Annotated in this window: 17 protein-coding genes and 1 pseudogene; 17 read left to right on the forward strand and 1 reads right to left on the reverse strand. The window is 59.2% G+C overall.

Going from position 1 to position 17593, the window contains the following annotated elements; genetic code table 11:
• The first annotated feature begins 84 nt into the window (after nt 1-84).
• The 3 genes from recG to HMPREF9081_RS04625 all read left to right on the forward strand — a co-directional run bounded on the left by recG (nt 85) and on the right by HMPREF9081_RS04625 (nt 2842).
• On the forward strand, nt 85-2151 hold the full coding sequence (gene recG / locus HMPREF9081_RS04615; RefSeq protein ID WP_006305857.1) for an ATP-dependent DNA helicase RecG: 2067 nt from the start codon (nt 85-87) through the stop codon (nt 2149-2151).
• A gap of 66 nt (nt 2152-2217) precedes the next feature.
• A complete protein-coding gene (locus tag HMPREF9081_RS04620) occupies nt 2218-2412 on the forward strand; it encodes a type II toxin-antitoxin system HicA family toxin (RefSeq protein ID WP_040394528.1) in 195 nt (64 codons plus the stop codon).
• 10 nt (nt 2413-2422) lie between these two features.
• Nucleotides 2423-2842: a type II toxin-antitoxin system HicB family antitoxin gene (locus tag HMPREF9081_RS04625; RefSeq protein ID WP_006305859.1), complete on the forward strand. Its 420-nt coding sequence runs from the start codon at nt 2423-2425 to the stop codon at nt 2840-2842.
• On the opposite strand, the pseudogene HMPREF9081_RS14430 reads toward HMPREF9081_RS04625, so the two are convergent.
• A pseudogene (locus HMPREF9081_RS14430) lies at nt 2813-2978 on the reverse strand (secretion protein HlyD). The gene HMPREF9081_RS04625 and the pseudogene HMPREF9081_RS14430 sit on opposite strands and share 30 nt — an antisense overlap.
• Nucleotides 2979-3087: 109 nt before the next feature.
• Between HMPREF9081_RS14430 and dapB the strand changes: the two are divergent.
• The 14 genes from dapB to HMPREF9081_RS04695 all read left to right on the forward strand — a co-directional run bounded on the left by dapB (nt 3088) and on the right by HMPREF9081_RS04695 (nt 17523).
• Nucleotides 3088-3876, forward strand: a complete 789-nt coding sequence (dapB, locus tag HMPREF9081_RS04630) for a 4-hydroxy-tetrahydrodipicolinate reductase (protein WP_040394530.1) — start codon at nt 3088-3090, stop codon at nt 3874-3876.
• Between the two features lie 12 nt (nt 3877-3888).
• Nucleotides 3889-4920: an aspartate-semialdehyde dehydrogenase gene (locus tag HMPREF9081_RS04635; protein WP_006305861.1), complete on the forward strand. Its 1032-nt coding sequence runs from the start codon at nt 3889-3891 to the stop codon at nt 4918-4920.
• A 256-nt stretch (nt 4921-5176) separates the two neighbouring features.
• Nucleotides 5177-5620, forward strand: coding sequence for a division/cell wall cluster transcriptional repressor MraZ (mraZ, locus tag HMPREF9081_RS04640; protein ID WP_006305864.1), 444 nt, complete (start codon nt 5177-5179; stop codon nt 5618-5620).
• Nucleotides 5617-6552: a 16S rRNA (cytosine(1402)-N(4))-methyltransferase RsmH gene (gene rsmH / locus HMPREF9081_RS04645; RefSeq protein ID WP_006305865.1), complete on the forward strand. Its 936-nt coding sequence runs from the start codon at nt 5617-5619 to the stop codon at nt 6550-6552. Before mraZ ends, rsmH begins: the two co-directional genes overlap by 4 nt.
• Nucleotides 6553-6587: 35 nt before the next feature.
• Nucleotides 6588-6956: a cell division protein FtsL gene (locus tag HMPREF9081_RS04650; RefSeq protein WP_006305866.1), complete on the forward strand. Its 369-nt coding sequence runs from the start codon at nt 6588-6590 to the stop codon at nt 6954-6956.
• A gap of 6 nt (nt 6957-6962) precedes the next feature.
• Nucleotides 6963-8447 (forward strand): UDP-N-acetylmuramoyl-L-alanyl-D-glutamate--2,6-diaminopimelate ligase, encoded by a 1485-nt coding sequence (locus HMPREF9081_RS04655; protein WP_006305867.1) that lies wholly within the window; start codon nt 6963-6965, stop codon nt 8445-8447.
• 1 nt (nt 8448) lies between these two features.
• Nucleotides 8449-9855, forward strand: a complete 1407-nt coding sequence (locus tag HMPREF9081_RS04660; RefSeq protein ID WP_006305870.1) for a UDP-N-acetylmuramoyl-tripeptide--D-alanyl-D-alanine ligase — start codon at nt 8449-8451, stop codon at nt 9853-9855.
• Nucleotides 9855-10838, forward strand: coding sequence for a phospho-N-acetylmuramoyl-pentapeptide-transferase (gene mraY / locus HMPREF9081_RS04665; RefSeq protein WP_006305871.1), 984 nt, complete (start codon nt 9855-9857; stop codon nt 10836-10838). The genes HMPREF9081_RS04660 and mraY overlap by 1 nt, the downstream gene beginning before the upstream one ends.
• Nucleotides 10839-10869: 31 nt before the next feature.
• Nucleotides 10870-12252, forward strand: coding sequence for a UDP-N-acetylmuramoyl-L-alanine--D-glutamate ligase (gene murD / locus HMPREF9081_RS04670; RefSeq protein WP_006305873.1), 1383 nt, complete (start codon nt 10870-10872; stop codon nt 12250-12252).
• Nucleotides 12249-13361: an undecaprenyldiphospho-muramoylpentapeptide beta-N-acetylglucosaminyltransferase gene (murG, locus tag HMPREF9081_RS04675; protein ID WP_006305875.1), complete on the forward strand. Its 1113-nt coding sequence runs from the start codon at nt 12249-12251 to the stop codon at nt 13359-13361. Before murD ends, murG begins: the two co-directional genes overlap by 4 nt.
• A gap of 54 nt (nt 13362-13415) precedes the next feature.
• Nucleotides 13416-15746: a UDP-N-acetylmuramate--L-alanine ligase gene (gene murC, locus HMPREF9081_RS04680; protein WP_006305883.1), complete on the forward strand. Its 2331-nt coding sequence runs from the start codon at nt 13416-13418 to the stop codon at nt 15744-15746.
• Entirely contained in the window at nt 15743-16474 is a 732-nt protein-coding gene (locus tag HMPREF9081_RS04685) for a cell division protein FtsQ/DivIB (protein ID WP_006305884.1), read from the forward strand. The genes murC and HMPREF9081_RS04685 overlap by 4 nt, the downstream gene beginning before the upstream one ends.
• On the forward strand, nt 16475-17176 hold the full coding sequence (locus HMPREF9081_RS04690) for a DUF881 domain-containing protein (RefSeq protein ID WP_006305885.1): 702 nt from the start codon (nt 16475-16477) through the stop codon (nt 17174-17176).
• On the forward strand, nt 17173-17523 hold the full coding sequence (locus tag HMPREF9081_RS04695; protein WP_006305886.1) for a small basic family protein: 351 nt from the start codon (nt 17173-17175) through the stop codon (nt 17521-17523). The genes HMPREF9081_RS04690 and HMPREF9081_RS04695 overlap by 4 nt, the downstream gene beginning before the upstream one ends.
• Nucleotides 17524-17593: the final 70 nt, after the last annotated feature.

The raw sequence follows: 17593 nt of genomic DNA on the forward strand, positions 1-17593 counted from the left end.
CTGCTGACATAACGACAAGGGCTGTTGCACGAAGTTTTCCAGCTTCGTGCAACAGCCCCTTTTTTATCAATGGAAGGAGGCGCGATGAATCTCACGGACAGCATCAACAAGGTGCGCGGTGTCGGCGTCAAGAAGGCAGCGGCGTTTACACGCCTCGGCATTCAGACGGTCTACGATCTCCTGACGTACTATCCGCGCGCCTACGAGGATCAGAGCCGCATCACCCCGATTGCGCAGCTACACGCAGGGGAACGTGCGACTGTGCTCGGCGTCATTCAGCAGGTGACGGAGCGACAGACGCGGCGGCGCGGGTTTACCGTGCTGACGGCGCTCGTCGGCGATGGGACGGGCTATGCGCAGGCGCTCTGGTTCAATCAGCGCTTTTTGAAATCAAAGCTGCGCGAGGGACGGCGCATCCTCCTCACGGGCAAGGCGGACTATGCCTATAACGGAGGCGGGCAGATCGCCCTTTCGAACATCACATCGTTTGAAATGCTCGGTGCACGCGATGAGGCGGAGGCACATCTCGGCATTCTGCCCGTCTATGCGGCGACGGAGGGGCTGACGCAGAAACAGCTGCGGCAGATGATGGAGTACGCTCTCGCGCAGGCTGGGGGGGAGCTTGCAGAGAATTTGCCGCAGCGCATTCGTGAAGAATATCATCTCGTCGGACGTATGGCCGCCTTTCGACAGATTCACTTTCCAAGGCGTGAGGAGGAGCTGCGCGCGGCGCGGCGACGGCTTGCGTTCGAGGAACTCTATCTCATCCAATGCGGACTGCTCGCACTCAAGAAGCGTACGGCAGAGGAGCAGGAAGGCATTGCACATGCTGCGAACGGCGAGCTTGTCGCGCGTGTGCTTGCGGCACTCCCCTTCGACCTGACAGAGGATCAGGCGAAGGTGTGGGGGGAGATCGCACGCGATATGGAGTCGCCACTCCCGATGCGCCGTCTTGTGCAGGGGGATGTCGGTTCGGGTAAGACGGCAATCGCCCTGCTCGCGCTTGTCAAGACGGTGGAGAACGGACATCAGGGGGCGCTGATGGCACCAACGGAGATCCTTGCACATCAGCATTACGATACCCTACGGGAGCTGCTCACGCCGCTCGGTGTGCGCATTGGATTCCTTACGGGGCGGCTCGCGAAGAAGGAGCGCACCGAAGCTGCGGCGGCACTTGCGGCACATGAGGTGGATATTGTCGTCGGCACACATGCTCTGATTCAGGACGGCGTTTCATTTGATGCACTGGGGTTGGTCGTAACGGACGAACAGCATCGCTTCGGCGTGGCACAGCGTGCGGCACTCGAGAAAAAAAGCGTGGTGACGCCCGATGTGCTCGTCATGACGGCGACCCCGATCCCTCGCACGATGACGCTCACGGTCTACGGCGATCTCGATGTCTCGCGCATCGAGCATCTGCCGCCGGGGCGGCAGCCCGTGCGGACGTTTCTGCGCGATGAAACAGCACGTGAAAAAATCTACGCATTTGTGCGCAGAGAGATCGAAAGCGGGCGGCAGGCATATGTCGTTTGCCCGCTCATTGAAGCGAGCGAGGAGAGTGACCTGCCATGCGTCGAGGAGGTCTACGAGGAACTGGCGCGGGGCATCTTTCGCGGGATTCCCTGCGGGCTTCTGCACGGGCGCATGAAGTCTGCGGAGAAGGAAGCCGTGATGGAGGGCTTCTATACCAATCGCATCAAGCTGCTCGTTTCGACCACGGTCATCGAGGTCGGCGTCAACGTGCCGAATGCGAGCATCCTCGTCGTGGAGCATGCCGAGCGCTTCGGACTCTCCCAGCTGCATCAGCTGCGCGGGCGTGTCGGGCGCGGCTCCTATGCCTCCTACTGCATCCTCATTGCCGGACGGAGCGCGGCGTCCGAGGAGCGGCTCAAGGTCATCGAGCAGACGAGCGACGGCTTTCGCCTCGCCGAGGAGGATCTGCGTCTGCGCGGTCCCGGACAGTTCTTCGGCGCGATGCAGCACGGCCTCGGCGACCTGAAGATTGCGGACGTGCTCGCCGACATGGACCTCCTGCTCCTCGCACGTCGTGCGGCACTTGCCACAGTGGACGATCCCGCCGCCCTTTCCTTTGTTTTGCCGACGCTCATGCGCCAGTACCGTGAACGCTTCGAGCATATGCGGGAGGTTTGAGACCACGATAGTTGAACTCTATGTTGATGCGTAGTAAAATGCGTGGTAAGGGCAAGGAGGATGGATATGAAAAGCTATTCCTCAAGAGATGTTCTGAAAATGCTTTTGGCAGACGGCTGGTTTGAGGTAAACTGTGTCGGCGATCATCACCAATTCAAGCATCCAACGAAGCCGGGCAAGGTGACGCTTCGACATCCGGTCAAGGATATGGGTGTTCGTGATCTGAAGAGCATCGAGAAGCAATCGGGGCTTAAGTTTTAAGGAGGACAATATGTTTCCGGACTTTTATCGCTATCCTGCGATTTTCAGTTACGAAAAAGATGGGGTGCATATCGTGTTTCCGGATTTGCCGGGGTGTGTCACATTCGGGAGCGATGAGGAGGAAGCCGTGCGCATGGCACGTGAGGCTCTTACCCTGCACCTTTATGGCATGGAACAGGACGAGGAGGAGATTCCGAGGCCGTCTTCGATGAAGATGCTCGCAGAGCAGGAGGAACTGCAGAAGAATGAGATGTTTATACTGATAGAGGCATTTATGCCTGCGTTTCGTGAGAAACAGAGCAAGCGTTTTGTCAAGAAAACGCTGTCTGTACCATACTGGATGAACGTCGAGGCAGAACGCATTGGACTGAATTTCTCTCAGACACTGCAAAATGCAATTCTACAGAAGTTGGAACTTGGGAAGCACTGATAAATTCAGCCACGCCATCTTGACGTATCTTTTTTGCCCGTACTGTGTCGACAAATCATCCACATAGCCCTTGCTATGCGTCCGGTTTGTCTCCTTGTTCGGACGAAAAAATTTACGCCAATCGGACGGCCTTCATTTTATCAGCGATTCCCTGCAAAGTGAAATTCCTTTCTGTTTGTATTCCTTGACACATGGGGATTCTCTGGGCTAGAATAACGGCATACTGTATTTGGGAGGAGATAGCCTTGACCAAGGTTTTGGTAAACGGTGCTGCAGGGCGCATGGGGCGCGCGGTGCTGAAAGCTGTGATTGACGATGCGGATCTGGAACTCGTCGGTGCGGTGGACATCACGGGCGGTGCGGATGCGGGAGAACTCGCGGGGACGGCGAAAAACGGCATCTGTGTGGAAACAGATCTCGCCGCCGCGCTCGAGCGATTGAAGCCCGATGTGATGATTGACTTCACGCGTCCCGATGTGGTCTATGGGAATGTGCTGACGGCGCTCGCACACAAAGTTTCACCCGTGGTGGGCACAACGGGGCTGACCGAGGAACAGAAGGCGGCGATCAAGGCGGCAGCGGATGAAAACGATACGCCCGCGTTCATTGCACCGAATTTCGCGATCGGTGCGGTCCTGATGATGCTGATGAGCCGCATGGCGGCAAAGTACATGCCCGAGGTCGAGATCATCGAGCTCCACCATGACAACAAGCTGGATGCACCCTCGGGTACGGCGGTGCAGACGGCGGCGATGATCGCGGAGGTGCGCACAGCGCATGCACAAGGACATCCGGGCGAAGAGGAGAAGATCGCGGGCGCACGCGGCGCGGACTACGAGGGGATGCACATCCACAGCGTACGTCTGCCGGGCTATGTTGCACATCAGGAGGTCATCTTCGGCGGACTCGGGCAGACACTTACCATTCGCCACGACTCACTGAACCGTGAGTCCTTTATGCCGGGCGTTGTGCTTGCCGCGAAGAAGGTGCACGACCTCAAATCGCTCACGGTTGGACTGGATAAATTGTTGTAAGGGGCGTTCATCATGAAGAAATATCGCGTAGCCATTCTCGGCGCAACGGGCGCTGTCGGTCAGGAGTTCCTGAATCTTATCGAGGAGAGGAAGTTCCCGTTCTCGGAGCTGCGCCTCCTCGCGTCGAGCCGCTCGGCGGGCAAGAAGATTGCCTTTATGGGCAAGGAGTATACGGTCGAGGAAACGACGCCGGACTCTTTTGCGGGGATCGACATTGCACTCTTCGCGGGCGGTGCGGCGAGCAAGGAGTTCGCTCCCCACGCCGTCAAGGCGGGCGCCATCGTTGTGGACAACTCAAGTGCGTTCCGCATGGATCCGGAGGTGCCGCTCGTCGTGCCCGAGGTCAACCCAGAGGCGATCAAGAACCACAAGGGCATCATCGCGAACCCGAACTGCTCGACCATCATCATGGTCATGGGACTCAAGCCGCTGTACGACCTCGCGAAGATTCGCCGCATCGTTGTCTCCACCTATCAGGCGGTTTCCGGTGCAGGCAAGGAGGGCATGGCGGAGCTTGAAATGCAGGTTGCGGCACTGTCTGAGGGGAAGGAAGCCGAGGCAAATATTCTGCCGGTGAGCTCTCTGCCGAAACATTACCCGATCGCATTCAACCTCATCCCGCAGATTGACGTCTTCATGGACAACCTCTATACCAAAGAGGAGATGAAGATGATCAATGAGACGAAGAAGATTATGGGGGACGACACGCTGCGCATCACGGCGACCACCGTGCGCGTGCCCGTTTACCGCAGCCATGCCGAATCCGTCAACGTCGAGTTCGAGAGCGCGGTCTCGCTTGAGGATGCACGAAAGGCGCTTGCGGCATTTCCCGGCGTCATCCTGCGTGACAATCCCGCAGAGCAGGAGTACCCAATGCCGCTCTTTACCTCAGGTAAGACGGACGTCGAGGTCGGTCGCCTGCGTCTTGATGAGTCGACGGAGAATGCGCTGAACTTCTGGATCTGCGGCGATCAGATTCGCAAGGGCGCGGCGCTGAATACACTTCAGATTGCGGAGTACATGATCGCACACGAACTTGTCTGAAAACAACGTACTTAGGGACTTATTTCCGTATAGGAGGTAAGTCCCTTTTTTATGTTTAATACACAACTAAACAATATGGAACGTCCCTTTTATTTCGCGGTATGAGCAGGGGTCTAAAAATCATATACAAGTAAAAGGGAATGCCTGTTTTCTTGAAAAGAAAGGGGGTTTTTGCTATAACTGTTAGTAAAAGTGGTGGATTGTGGTGGAATGTGCCACAGAGTGGCGAGCAAATCCAGAAGGGTGGTGCGGCCGGATGTTCATGGGGGAATACGCCCACAGCATTGATGCCAAGGGCCGCGTCATCCTGCCCGCCGATTTCCGGCAGGAGCTCGGCGTTTCGTTCATCATCACAAAGGGGCTCGACGGCAGTCTCTTCCTCTTCCCGCAGGCGGCATGGGACGAGTTCGCGGCAAAGCTGCGTACGCTCTCGATCGCCGATCCGAATGCACGCGCCTTTGCGCGCTTCTTCATCGCGGGTGCACGCACGCTCGAATGCGACAAACAGGGGCGTTTTCTCGTGCCCGCGAATCTGCGTGCCTATGCGAACATCGGGCTCAAGCAGGACGTCATTCTCACGGGCGCAGACGCGCGCATCGAGGTGTGGGACAAGGAGAAGTGGCTCCGCTATGCGGGTGAGGTCGATCCGAACATCACGGAGATCTCGACGCAGCTCGCGGGCTATGGGATTACGATATGAGTGACTTTCACCACGTGAGCGTTCTGCCCGAGGAAACGATCGAGGCGCTCTGCATCCGTCCGAATGGCATCTATGTGGACTGTACGCTCGGAGGCGCAGGGCATGCGGGACGGATCGCGGCAAAACTTTCCTCTGAGGGACACCTGATCGGCATCGATCAGGACGAGCTGGCGATTGCGGCAGCGCGTGAGCGTCTTGCGGACGCAGCCTGTCAGGTCACGCTTGTGCACAATAACTTCCGTCATCTGCGGGACATCCTCGCGCATAAGGGTGTATCCAAGGTGGACGGCATTCTCTTTGATCTCGGCATCTCCTCGCCGCAGATCGATACGGCGGAGCGCGGCTTCTCCTATATGCAGGATGCACCGCTCGATATGCGCATGGACCGGCGTGCCGTACGAAGCGCCTACACCGTCGTCAACGAATACACAGCGGCAGAGCTCACGGAGATCTTCTACAACTATGGGGAAGAGCGTTGGGCAAAGCGCATTGCCGCATTCATTGAAGAGGAACGAAAGTCCCGTCCTATTGAAACAACGGGGCAGCTCGTCGCCGTCATCGACCGCGCCGTGCCGAAGAAGGTGCGTGCGAAGGGCGGCCATCCCGCCAAGCGTATCTTTCAGGCGATTCGCATCGAGGTCAACGAGGAACTGACGATTCTCGCGGATGCGATCGTGGATGCTGCGCACGCGCTCCGCACGGGTGGGCGCCTTGCCGTTATCACGTTCCACTCGCTCGAGGATCGCATTGTAAAGCAAACATTGAAACAACTGGCGCAGGGATGTATTTGTCCGCCGCATACGCCTGTCTGTATCTGCAGTCATACGGCGGAACTGAGGCTCATCGGCAAGGCACGCGCGGCAAGTGCGGCAGAATGTGCGGAGAATTCGCGGGCAAAGAGCGCAAAGCTGCGCACGGCAGAGAAGTTATAAACGAGGAAATCAATAGATCAAGGAGGTGAGGGCGCGTGGCGGCACGTAAACTGTATACGTACGAATACGAGGAAGTGGCAGCGCCCGCACCACAGGTGGAACCGCCGAAGGAACCGCTGATCCGACGGGAAGTGAATACGAATCTGCGCAACTGCCTGCGCGCGATCTTCTTCCTGATTGCGTTCGGCGCGATGGTCGTGACGCTGCTTGGCGGTATCGGGGCAAAGAACGGCTATACACTGCTTGAGACGCAGCAGACCGCCGATCAGCTCGAGCAGGAGAACGAGCGGCTCAAGATCGAGATCGCACAGTTGAAATCGCCTGCGCGGATCGAGTCGATTGCGGTGGAGCAGCTGCACATGCAGGTACCGCAGAATATGTATTTTTCGCATGAAGGGGAATGATGGGCAATGACGAAGCGGCTGAAGGAACTCGCTGCCCTTGTGCCGGGTGCGCGTATCGCGGGCGATGATGCCGTGATCACGAGCATCGAGCGAGACTCGAGGCAGGTGGGGGATGGGGCGCTTTTTGCCTGCATCGCGGGCGCTCATGTCGATGCACACAGCTTTATACCGAATGTGGCGCGGGCAGGAGCTCGCGCTATTTTGACGCAGCGGGAAAGCGTCGATGTGCCCGACGGGATCTCTGTCCTCCATGTGCCGAACATCGAGGAGGCACTGGACGTGATTGTTCCCTATTTCTATGACTATCCCGCGCGCGCAATGCGCGTGATTGGCATCACAGGGACGAACGGCAAGACCACGACGAGCTATCTCACGCGTGCGATCCTGCGCCATGCGGGCAGGCGCGTCGGACTCATCGGAACGATCCAAGTCATGATGGAGGACGAGGTGTTCCCCACGGCAAACACGACGCCCGATGTCATCGTCATGCAGCAGCTGCTCGCTGAGATGCGCACGCGCAAAATGGATGCTGTCGTCATGGAGGTTTCCTCGCATGCACTCGATCAGGGGCGCGTTGCGGGCATCGAGTTCGATACGGCGGTGTTCACGAATCTGACACAGGATCATCTCGACTACCACAAGACGATGGAGAACTACGCGCGCGCAAAGGCACGGCTCTTCGACCTCGTGTCGGCAGAGGGGGCAAAGACGGGCAAGACAGCGGTGCTCAACGCAGATGATGCATGGAGCAAAGCGATGCGTGCACATGCGCTCTGTCCGATCATTTCCTATGGCGTGGAGCATGATGCTGCTCTGATGGTGCACGATGTGCATCTGGCGCAGGATGGCATGGAGCTGGTGCTCGTTCATGATGGCGCGGAGCTCTCCCGTCTGCATATCGGCATCACAGGCCTGTTCAACGTCTATAACGTGCTCGCAGCGACGGGCGCGGCGCTCGCGGAGAAGGTGGCGGCGGCGGACATCGAAGCTGCGCTCATGGACTTCGCGGGTGTGCCGGGACGATTCGAACTCGTGCGCGCGGGGCAGGATTTCTCCGTCATCGTGGACTATGCACATACGCCGGACGGCATGGAAAATGTGCTGCGCACGGCGCGTGCCGTGACGGCGGGGCGTATCATCGCCGTCTTCGGCTGCGGCGGCGACCGCGATCGGACGAAGCGGCCGATCATGGGGCGTATGGCGGCGGAGCTGGCGGACATCGTCGTGCTGACATCCGACAACCCGCGCACGGAGGATCCGGCAGCGATTTTGGATGAGGTCGAGACGGGCGTTCTGCCCGTCATCGGTGACAAGCCGTACGAAAAGCTCGTCGACCGCCGTACGGCAATCTTTCACGCCGTCCAAAGGGCGCAGAAGGGCGACACGGTGGTCATTCTCGGCAAGGGACATGAAAACTACCAAATCTTAAAGGACAAAACAATTCACTTCGATGACCGCGAGACGGCGCGCGAAGCGATCGGGGGGCTGTGATATGGCGATGACATGGGATGAGGTGCTTGCGGCAACGGATGCCGAGGTACACAGTGGAAAACTGCGTGGGAATGATACGATCCCCCATATCACGACGGATACGCGGAAGATCGCGGCAGGTGACCTCTTCATTGCCCTGCGCGGGGAGAATTTTGATGGTGCAGATTTTGCTGCGGATGCGCTTCACAAGGGCGCTGCGGCAGTCCTCGTCAATGCGCCTCTGTCTGCCTCCGTGCAGAAGGATCTGAAGAAGGAAAAGGGGACAGTCCTCACAGTGCCGGATACACTGAAGGCCTACCAAGAGATCGCGCATGCGTGGCGCATGAAGTTCGACATCCCCGTCGTTGCAATCACGGGCTCGAACGGCAAGACCACGACGAAGGACCTGACGGCAGCCGTCCTCTCGGGGCGCGGCGCGGTCTGCCGCACGGCGGCGAACTATAACAACGAGGTCGGACTGCCGCTGACACTGCTCGGCATCACGGAGGATGATACCGCCGCCGTCGTGGAGATCGGCATGCGCGGGCTGGGACAGATCGCCGCGCTCGCACCCGTTGCTGCGCCGAATATCGGCATTGTGACGAATGTCTGCGAGGTGCACATGGAGTTGCTCGGTTCCATCGAAAATATTGCAAAGGCAAAGGCAGAACTCGTAGAGGCGATCCCTGCGGGCGGAACCGTGCTCCTCAACGCGGACGATGAACGCGTCGCTGCGATGCGTCCGATGGCGGCAGACGGCGTGCGCATTCTCACCTATGGCATCGGCGCAGATGCGGATATCCGTGCCGAGGCACTGCGTCTTGCGGCGGGCGGCTCGCAGTTCATGGTGACGTGGGGCAACGAGCGGCATGACTACAGCATACCGCTGGCGGGACGGCACAATGTCAGCAATGCACTTGCGGCACTTGCGGCAGGTTTCGTCCTCGGATGCACGCCGCAGGAGATGCAGGCGGGGCTGCGTACACTCACCCCGACCAAGATGCGCTATGAGGTGCATGAGATCGGCGCACGGCGATTCATCAACGATGCCTACAATGCAAGCCCCTCATCTATGTGCGCCGCGATCGAAACGACGGCTTCGCTCTATCATGGGCGCAGGATCGCCGTGCTCGGCGATATGCTCGAGCTCGGCGCGGCAGCCGAGGAGGCGCACAGGGAAATTGGAAAACGCGTTGCAGAGCTCGGCTTTGCGGCACTGGTGACCTATGGCGAACAGGCACGGTGGATGCATAAGGCGGCAGAGGCGGCGGGCTGCTCCGTCTGTTATCATGCAGAGAGCCATGAGGCGGCGGCGAAATATCTGCGCGAGATGCTCGTGGATGGTGACACTGTTCTCTTCAAGGGGTCGCGCGGCATGAAGATGGAGCAGATCATTGCGCTCCTGACCGAAGAGGAAGCGGGGCACTGATGGGACATATCTCGGATCTCTCGCCGCAGCTGAGTATCCTTTTAAGTGTTGTGACTTCACTTGCTATCGTGCTTTTCAGCGGCGTCTACTTCCTCCCGTTCCTGCACCGACTGAAATACGGACAGAGCATCCGTGAGGAGGGACCGGCGAGTCATCGGCAGAAGAGTGGGACGCCCACGATGGGCGGTGTGATGATCGTGCTTGCCGTGACCGCAGCGACACTCCTCTTTGCACCACTCACGGTAACGACACTGCTCGCACTCTTCATCTTCCTCGGTCATTTTCTGCTCGGCTTTGCAGATGACTATATCAAGGTGGTCAAGAAGCGCAATCTCGGCCTGCGCGCCTATCAAAAACTCCTCGGGCAGCTCGGCATCTCCCTCGTCACCATACTGATCGGGCGCGTTCTCTTGGGACACGATACGAGCGTATGGGTACCGATTCTCGGAGAAACGTGGGACATCGGCGCGCTCTACTATCTGCTTGTCGTATTCGTCCTCGTGGGCACGTCGAATGCTGTCAATCTGACGGATGGGCTCGATGGTCTTGCCTCCGGCACGGTCGCCGTGGCAGCGCTCTTCTATGCGGCGCTCATGTACGGTACGGACAATGGGTTGATGGTGTTCTCTGCGGCAATAATTGGTGCATGCGTAGGCTTTTTGTGGTATAATCATCATCCGGCACGCATTTTTATGGGCGATACGGGCTCGCTCGCACTCGGCGGAGCGCTTGCGGGCGTGGCGATCCTCTCGCATACGGAGGCGCTGCTGCCCATCGTCGGCTTTGTCTTTGTCTGCGAGGCACTATCCGTGATCCTGCAGGTCATCTCGTTCCAGACATGCGGCAAGCGCATCTTTCGCATGAGCCCGATTCATCATCACTTTGAGCTCGGCGGATGGAGCGAGACGCGCGTGGTCTATACGTTCTGGGCAGTCGGCGCAGCGGGGGCGCTTCTCGCTGGATTTGTCGTACTTATGTCATAAATATTTTTACCGATAAGGGGGACACAGGGAATTGTCCTATCAGAATCAGTCTGCGCTCGTCATCGGGGCGGGCATCAGCGGCTTTGCGGCGGCGAAATACCTTGCGGCGGCGGGCGCGCGTGTGACGCTCTCGGACGCAAAGGAAGAGGCGGACGCGGAAAAGGATCCGCTGACACAGCAACATATTGAGGATTTGCGGACGCAGGGAATCTCCTGCGTCTTTGGTGCACAAAGGGAAGAACTGCTGGACGGTACCGATCTCATTGTGCTCTCGCCTGCCGTCCCCGAGCGTATCCCGCTCGTTCGCAGCGCACGAACGCGCGGTATTCGCGTCACCACAGAGGTGGAACTGGCGGGTGAGATCGCACGCGCACCCATCTATGCCATCACGGGGACGAACGGCAAGACCACGACCACAACGCTTCTTGGCGAGCTTTTGCGCGCGCATTTTCCATCGGTCGGCGTCGGCGGCAACATCGGTGTGCCCCTGATCGACGTGGCACAGGAGATCCCGGCGGATGGCGCGATCGCGGCAGAGATCTCGAGCTATCAGATGGAGGCGACCACGCATTTTCACGCGGCAATCGTCGCGGAGCTGAACGTGACCCCCGACCACATCATCCGTCACGGCTCGATGGAGGTCTATCAGGCGATGAAGGAGAAGCTCTTCGCTGCGCAGACAGCGGAGGACTTCCTCGTGCTGAACTATGACGATCCGCATACGCGCGGCATGGCAGAGCGCGCAAAGGGGCGTGTCTGCTTCTTCAGCCGCCGCGAGGAACTTGCAGAGGGGGCGACCGTGCGTGCGGACGGCATGATCGTCATTCGCTGGGATGGCGAGGAGAATGTACTCATTGCGACGCATGAACTTGGCATTCCGGGCGGGCACAATGTCGAGAATGCACTTGCAGCGGCGGCAATGGCGTTTCTTGCAGGCGTGACGTCCGCTGAGATGCGTCCGGTCCTGCGCGCGTTCAAGGGCGTGGAGCATCGCATCGAGTTCGTGCGTACACTGGACGGCGTCAGCTACTACAACGACTCCAAGGCAACGAATACGGATTCGGCGATCAAGGCGCTCGAGGCGTTCGATGGGCATATCATCCTGATTGCGGGCGGCGACGACAAGTTGACCGATCTCACGGAGTTTATGGCGCTCGTGCGTGCGCGTGTCGATGCGCTGATCCTCGTCGGCGATGCCACGGAGCGCTTTGCAGCGGCGGCTCTGGACGCCGGCGTTTCGGCAGAGCAGATCCACCGTGCGAGTTACCATATGGAGGAGGCGGTACGGATCGCGCATGAGCTTGCCGCGCCTCCGCAGACGGTTCTGCTTTCGCCCGCCTGCGCGAGCTTTGACATGTACGGCGGCTATGAGGAACGCGGGCGTGACTTCAAGAGGATCGTGAACGAGCTATGAACATCATCGTATCCGGCGGTGGGACGGGCGGACACATCTATCCCGCGCTCACGATCATCCGCGCGATTCAGCGGAGTGAACCATCCGCGCGTATCCTCTATGTCGGCGGGAAGAACGGACTCGAGGCAGACATTGTACCGCGCGAGGGCATCGACTTCATCGCAATGGATCTCGCAGGCTTCGAGCGGAAAATCTCGCTCGAAAACATCGGACGTGTGTGGCGGGCTCTGCGTGCGGTCGCGCGTGCGCGCGGCATTGTGCATGGCTTTCAGCCCAACGTCGCGATTGGGACGGGCGGCTATGTCGCCGGACCCATCCTCCTCGCGGCGAGCCTCGCAGGTGTACCGACGCTCGTGCAGGAGCAGAACGTCTTTGCGGGCGTGACGAACCGCATCCTCGCGAAGTTTGCCACGGCGATCGCCGTGGGCATGGAGGACGCACAGCGCGTTTTTCCGAGGGAAAAGACCTATGTGACGGGCAATCCGATCCGCCCCGAGGTGCTGACGGCAACGCGCGAAGCGGGGGCAAGGGCCTTCGGCTTCGATCCTGCGAAGAAGACTGTGCTCGTCTCGGGCGGCAGCCGCGGGGCGCGCTCGATCAACCGCGCAATGGTCGAGGTCATCGCGCACGCGGCAGAGCAAAGAGATGTGCAGTACCTCCATGTGACGGGCGCGGACGAGCACGGAGATACGCTTGCGCGCATTCGGAATGCGGGCGTGCGGCTCGAAGAGCATTCGCATCTGCGCGTCCTGCCGTATCTCTACAACATGCCCGAGGCAATGGCGATGGCGGATATTGCCGTCTTTCGCGCGGGCGCGACGGGGCTTGCCGAGCTCGCGGCACGGGGGGTACCTGCGATCCTCATTCCGTATCCGTATGCGGCGGAGAACCATCAGGAGAAGAACGCGCGCGCCGTGGAGGCAGCGGGGGCGGCAGAGGTGATCCTCAACCGAGATCTCAGCGGCGCCGTGCTCGAGCAGATGCTGCACGACCTGCTCGCGGATGATGCGCGCCGTGCGGCTATGGCGGCGGCGATGAAGCGCCTCGGAAAACCGGAGGCGGCAGAGGAAATTGCGGCGCTTGCGCTGCGGATTGTAAGGAATCAATGATAAAATGAAATTCGATATACCGGTGATTCTGTGAAAACGAGAAGGGTGAGGACTGTGCTCAAGGATTTGAAGGGGATTCATAACATACATTTTGTTGGCATCGGCGGCGCCGGAATGAGTCCGCTCGCGAAGATTCTTCTCCTGCTCGGCTACAAGGTGTCCGGCTCCGATCAGGGCTCATCGCCTATCATCGAGGAACTCGTGCGCCTCGGAGCGCGTGTGTGGACGGATGGACAGCATGCGGAGAACGTGCGCGGCGCAGATGCCATCGTCGTTTCCTCGGCGATCCCGTATGACAATCCCGAGGTGATTGCGGCGTGGGATCTGCGCATCCCGAAGCTGCACCGCTCGGACATCAATGCGGCGCTCGTCAATGAGTATGAAGGCATCGCCGTCGCGGGCTCGCATGGCAAGACGACGACCACCTCTATGATCGGTGTGACTCTTGACCGCGTGGGCGTATCGCCGACCATCATCGTCGGCGGCGAGGTGCCCGACCTCGGTACGAATGCGAAGCTCGGCACAGGACGCTACCTCGTCTCCGAAGCGGATGAGAGCGACGGCTCCTTCCTCAAGCTGCGTCCTCACATTGCTGTCGTGACAAACGTCGAGGACGATCATATGGATCACTACGGCACGATGGAGAAGATCATCGCAGCGTTCCGTACGTTTGTCGATCAGGTGGATGAGGATGGCACGGCGATCCTCTGCTTTGAAAATGAGATCCTGCGGCAGATCGCGCGCGAAACGAAGCGGTGCGTTATTTCCTATGCGATCGACACGGAGGCGGACTATCGTGCGGCAGACATTGAGACGCACGGTTCCATTATCTCCTTCACCGTCTTTGAGCGCGGCACGGAGCTGGGACGTATCTCCCTCAACATCCCCGGACGCCATAACGTGCTGAACGCGCTTGCCTGCATTGCCGTTGCACGCCTTGCGGATGTCGCATTCGCGCAGATTCAGGATGCACTTGCCGGTTTCCACGGGGCGAAGCGCCGCTTTCAGACGAAGGGCAAGGAGCGCGGTGTCTGGGTGGTGGACGACTACGCCCATCATCCGACGGAGATCGCCGTAACGCTTGCGGCGGCGCGTCAGACGAACCCCAGTCGGCTCGTCTGCGTATTTCAGCCGCATCGCTACTCACGTACACAGCTGCTGCGCGAGGAATTCGGCGCGTGCTTTGCCGCCGCCGACCTGCTCATCCTCACCGATGTCTATGCGGCGGGTGAAACGCCGATCCCGGGCATCAGCGGCGAGACACTGATGGAGGAGGTCGCAAAGCAGTCGGGGCAGGACGCCGTCTACCTGCCGGAGCGTGCCGATCTCGAGCGCTACCTCGCGCAGCATGTGCGTGCGGGAGATCTCGTCATCACAATGGGCGCGGGCAACATCCTCGAGGTCGGAGAGGCTCTCGTGGAGCAGCTGAAGGCGGGGACGGCAGCCACTGGCGAACAGCCCATTGTTGTTATCATGGGCGGACCCTCTACTGAGGCGGAGGTATCGCGCCGCTCGGGCGGTGCGATTCTCGATGCGCTGCGCGCGAAAGGCTATCCTGCCATTGGGATGGAACTGGAGCCCCAGAACTTTGCCGAGGAAATTCAAAAAATCCATCCCGCGATCGTATTCAATGCGCTGCATGGAAAGTACGGTGAGGATGGCGTGCTGCAGGGAACGCTTGATATGCTCGGGATTCCCTATACGGGATCGGGCGTCCGTGCTGCGGCACTCACGATGGATAAGATGACGGCAAAGCGGATCTTCCGCGCGGAGGGGATCGCGACGCCGCGTTTCCGTTGCATTCATGCGGGGGAACGTGATGTTTACACAGCGGAGCGTATTCGCACGGAGTTCGATCTCCCGCTCGTCGTCAAGGCCCCCGAACAGGGGTCGAGCATCGGCGTCTACATCGTCACGCGGGAGGAAGATCTGCAGCCCGCCATCGATGAGGCGTTCTCCTACGGCAACGAGGTGCTTGTTGAGGAATTTATTCACGGGCGCGAGCTGACCGTGGCTGTGTGGGGAACACCTGCATCGGCAGAGGCTCTTCCCGTCATCGAGATCACAACCACCTCGGGGCGCTACGACTATGAGAGCAAGTATACACCGGGTGCATCGACACACATCGTACCCGCAGAGATTTCCGCAGAGTGCACGGCGGCCGTGAAGGAGCTCTCCGTTCGCGCCTTTCAAGCGTGCGGATGTGCAGGTGTTGCGCGCGTCGACGTTATGCTGAGTGACACGGGAGAGCCCTATGCCATCGAGGTCAACGCCGTGCCGGGCATGACGGCGACCTCCCTCGTGCCCGACGCAGCACATGCGATCGGCATCGAGTTCCCCGAGCTCTGTGAGAAGATCCTCGCGATGGCAGGGTACCGTCGATGAGCTCTCGCCGCGTTCTGAAGGGGGCGTTCTACCTCCTATGCATCGCTGCCGTCATTGCCGCGCTCATCTACTCGCCGCTCTTCACCTTTCAGCAGCTTGTCGTGCGCGGCAACGTCCATCTGGATGAGGCGGAGCTCTGCGAGATTGCGCGCATTCAGTACGGACAGCGCCTCTTTGAACTCAAGACGGATGTCATGACGACGAATCTGCTCCATGACCTGCGCATTGAGTCCGCCGTCGTGCGGCGACAGCTGCCGAATAAGATCGAAATGGATATCGTCGAGCGGATTCCTGTCGCTACCGTCGCATGTGACTACGGCTATCTGGATTTTGATCGGCAAGGGAAGGTCATTGCCAGCTATCGTTCGCTCAAGGGAGCCGACATCCCCATCATCACGGGGGTCAAACTGCGCGATCTCTACATCGGGGATGATAATAACAACGCCCGCGTTGGGAAGGTCATTATGTTTCTTGCGAAGATCGATCCGGCGGACATCGGGCAGATTTCCGAAGTCAACATCACAGTGCCGACCGCCGTCGTTGCCTATACAAAGACGGCGCTGCCCATCCGCCTCGGTGATCTTGAGCGCATACCGGAGAAGGCGGGACTCACACAGGATTTCTTACAGGATCAGAAGACCACGCGTCATACGGTGGAATTCGTTGATTTCAGCTACGATGCACCGTTTATCAAACTTGCAGATAAGACAACCACAGAGGGAAAATAAATGAAACAATTCTGGCAGGGCGGCTGGCTCATTGCACTCGTCTGCGTATTGATCGGATTCATGATCGCCGTGCAGTTCCGCACGGCGCAGGATGGGAAGGGGACACTCTCGCAGCAGCGCATCGAAGAGATCTCCGATCGCCTGCTCCAGACCGAGCACGAGCGTGACGAACTCGGTGAGGAACTGCGCAAGATGCAGGCAGCCGCCGCCGACGTAGAGAACAAAGAGGATCAGGACATGCTGCGCTATCGTGCCGCGCTCGTTCCGCTTGAGGGTGAGGGCGTCATCGTGCGCATGGATGACAGCGCAAAACCCGTGAAAGCAGGGGAGAATCCAAACCTCTATATCATCCACGACGACGATCTCCTGCGCGTCATCAACGAACTGCGCGCGGCGGGTGCGGAGGCGATCTCTGTCAACGGACAGCGCCTCACGGGGATCTCCGAGATTCGCTGCGCGGGACCGACGCTCTCGGTGAACAACGTGCGCTCGTCCGCTCCCTTCGAGATTCGCGCCATCGGGGACAAGAAGTCGCTTGAGAACTCCCTGCGCATGCGTGGCGGTGTTGTCGAGACACTGAGCGTCTGGGGCATCCAGCTCGATATCAAGGTGAGCGATGATGTCTACATTCCGCCCTACCGCGGGAGCATCCGCCAGAGCTATGCGCGCGAAACCACGGAGCGCGAGGAGGGAAGCAAATGATCTACATCGTTATTGTCAGCCTTGCGATCGGCCTCCTCATCGGCTATAACAGTCCGATCGTCATCCCGCTCGCGTATTCGAAGCTTTTCTCCGTCGCGCTTGTCGCAGCGCTCGATGCCGCATTCGGCGGCCTGCGTGCGGCGGTTGCGGAGCGCTTTGACAAGCATGTCTTTGTCACAGGATTCTTCTCGAATACGCTGCTGGCGGCGGCGCTCGTCTTTATCGGCGACCGCCTCGGCATCGACCTCTACTACGTCGCCCTGCTCGCGTTCGGCTTCCGCATCTTCAAGAACCTTGCCATCCTGCGCCGCTTTCTGCTCAAGGACTACCGGGACGGCGCGCAGTAGTGTAAAGGAAATGGAAATTTACGATGAAATAATTGACAAGGATACCCCTGAGTGATATTCTCCTTAAAAG

The organism is Centipeda periodontii DSM 2778 (assembly GCF_000213975.1).
GTDB lineage: Bacteria > Bacillota > Negativicutes > Selenomonadales > Selenomonadaceae > Centipeda > Centipeda periodontii.

Coding starts and splice junctions, on each gene's coding strand:
- recG (WP_006305857.1), top strand. CDS start 85: ATGAATCTCACGGACAGCATCAACAAGGTGCGCGGTGTCGGCGTCAAG.
- HMPREF9081_RS04620 (WP_040394528.1), top strand. CDS start 2,218: ATGAAAAGCTATTCCTCAAGAGATGTTCTGAAAATGCTTTTGGCAGAC.
- HMPREF9081_RS04625 (WP_006305859.1), top strand. CDS start 2,423: ATGTTTCCGGACTTTTATCGCTATCCTGCGATTTTCAGTTACGAAAAA.
- HMPREF9081_RS04635 (WP_006305861.1), top strand. CDS start 3,889: ATGAAGAAATATCGCGTAGCCATTCTCGGCGCAACGGGCGCTGTCGGT.
- mraZ (WP_006305864.1), top strand. CDS start 5,177: ATGTTCATGGGGGAATACGCCCACAGCATTGATGCCAAGGGCCGCGTC.
- rsmH (WP_006305865.1), top strand. CDS start 5,617: ATGAGTGACTTTCACCACGTGAGCGTTCTGCCCGAGGAAACGATCGAG.
- HMPREF9081_RS04655 (WP_006305867.1), top strand. CDS start 6,963: ATGACGAAGCGGCTGAAGGAACTCGCTGCCCTTGTGCCGGGTGCGCGT.
- HMPREF9081_RS04660 (WP_006305870.1), top strand. CDS start 8,449: ATGGCGATGACATGGGATGAGGTGCTTGCGGCAACGGATGCCGAGGTA.
- mraY (WP_006305871.1), top strand. CDS start 9,855: ATGGGACATATCTCGGATCTCTCGCCGCAGCTGAGTATCCTTTTAAGT.
- murG (WP_006305875.1), top strand. CDS start 12,249: ATGAACATCATCGTATCCGGCGGTGGGACGGGCGGACACATCTATCCC.
- HMPREF9081_RS04685 (WP_006305884.1), top strand. CDS start 15,743: ATGAGCTCTCGCCGCGTTCTGAAGGGGGCGTTCTACCTCCTATGCATC.
- HMPREF9081_RS04690 (WP_006305885.1), top strand. CDS start 16,475: ATGAAACAATTCTGGCAGGGCGGCTGGCTCATTGCACTCGTCTGCGTA.
- HMPREF9081_RS04695 (WP_006305886.1), top strand. CDS start 17,173: ATGATCTACATCGTTATTGTCAGCCTTGCGATCGGCCTCCTCATCGGC.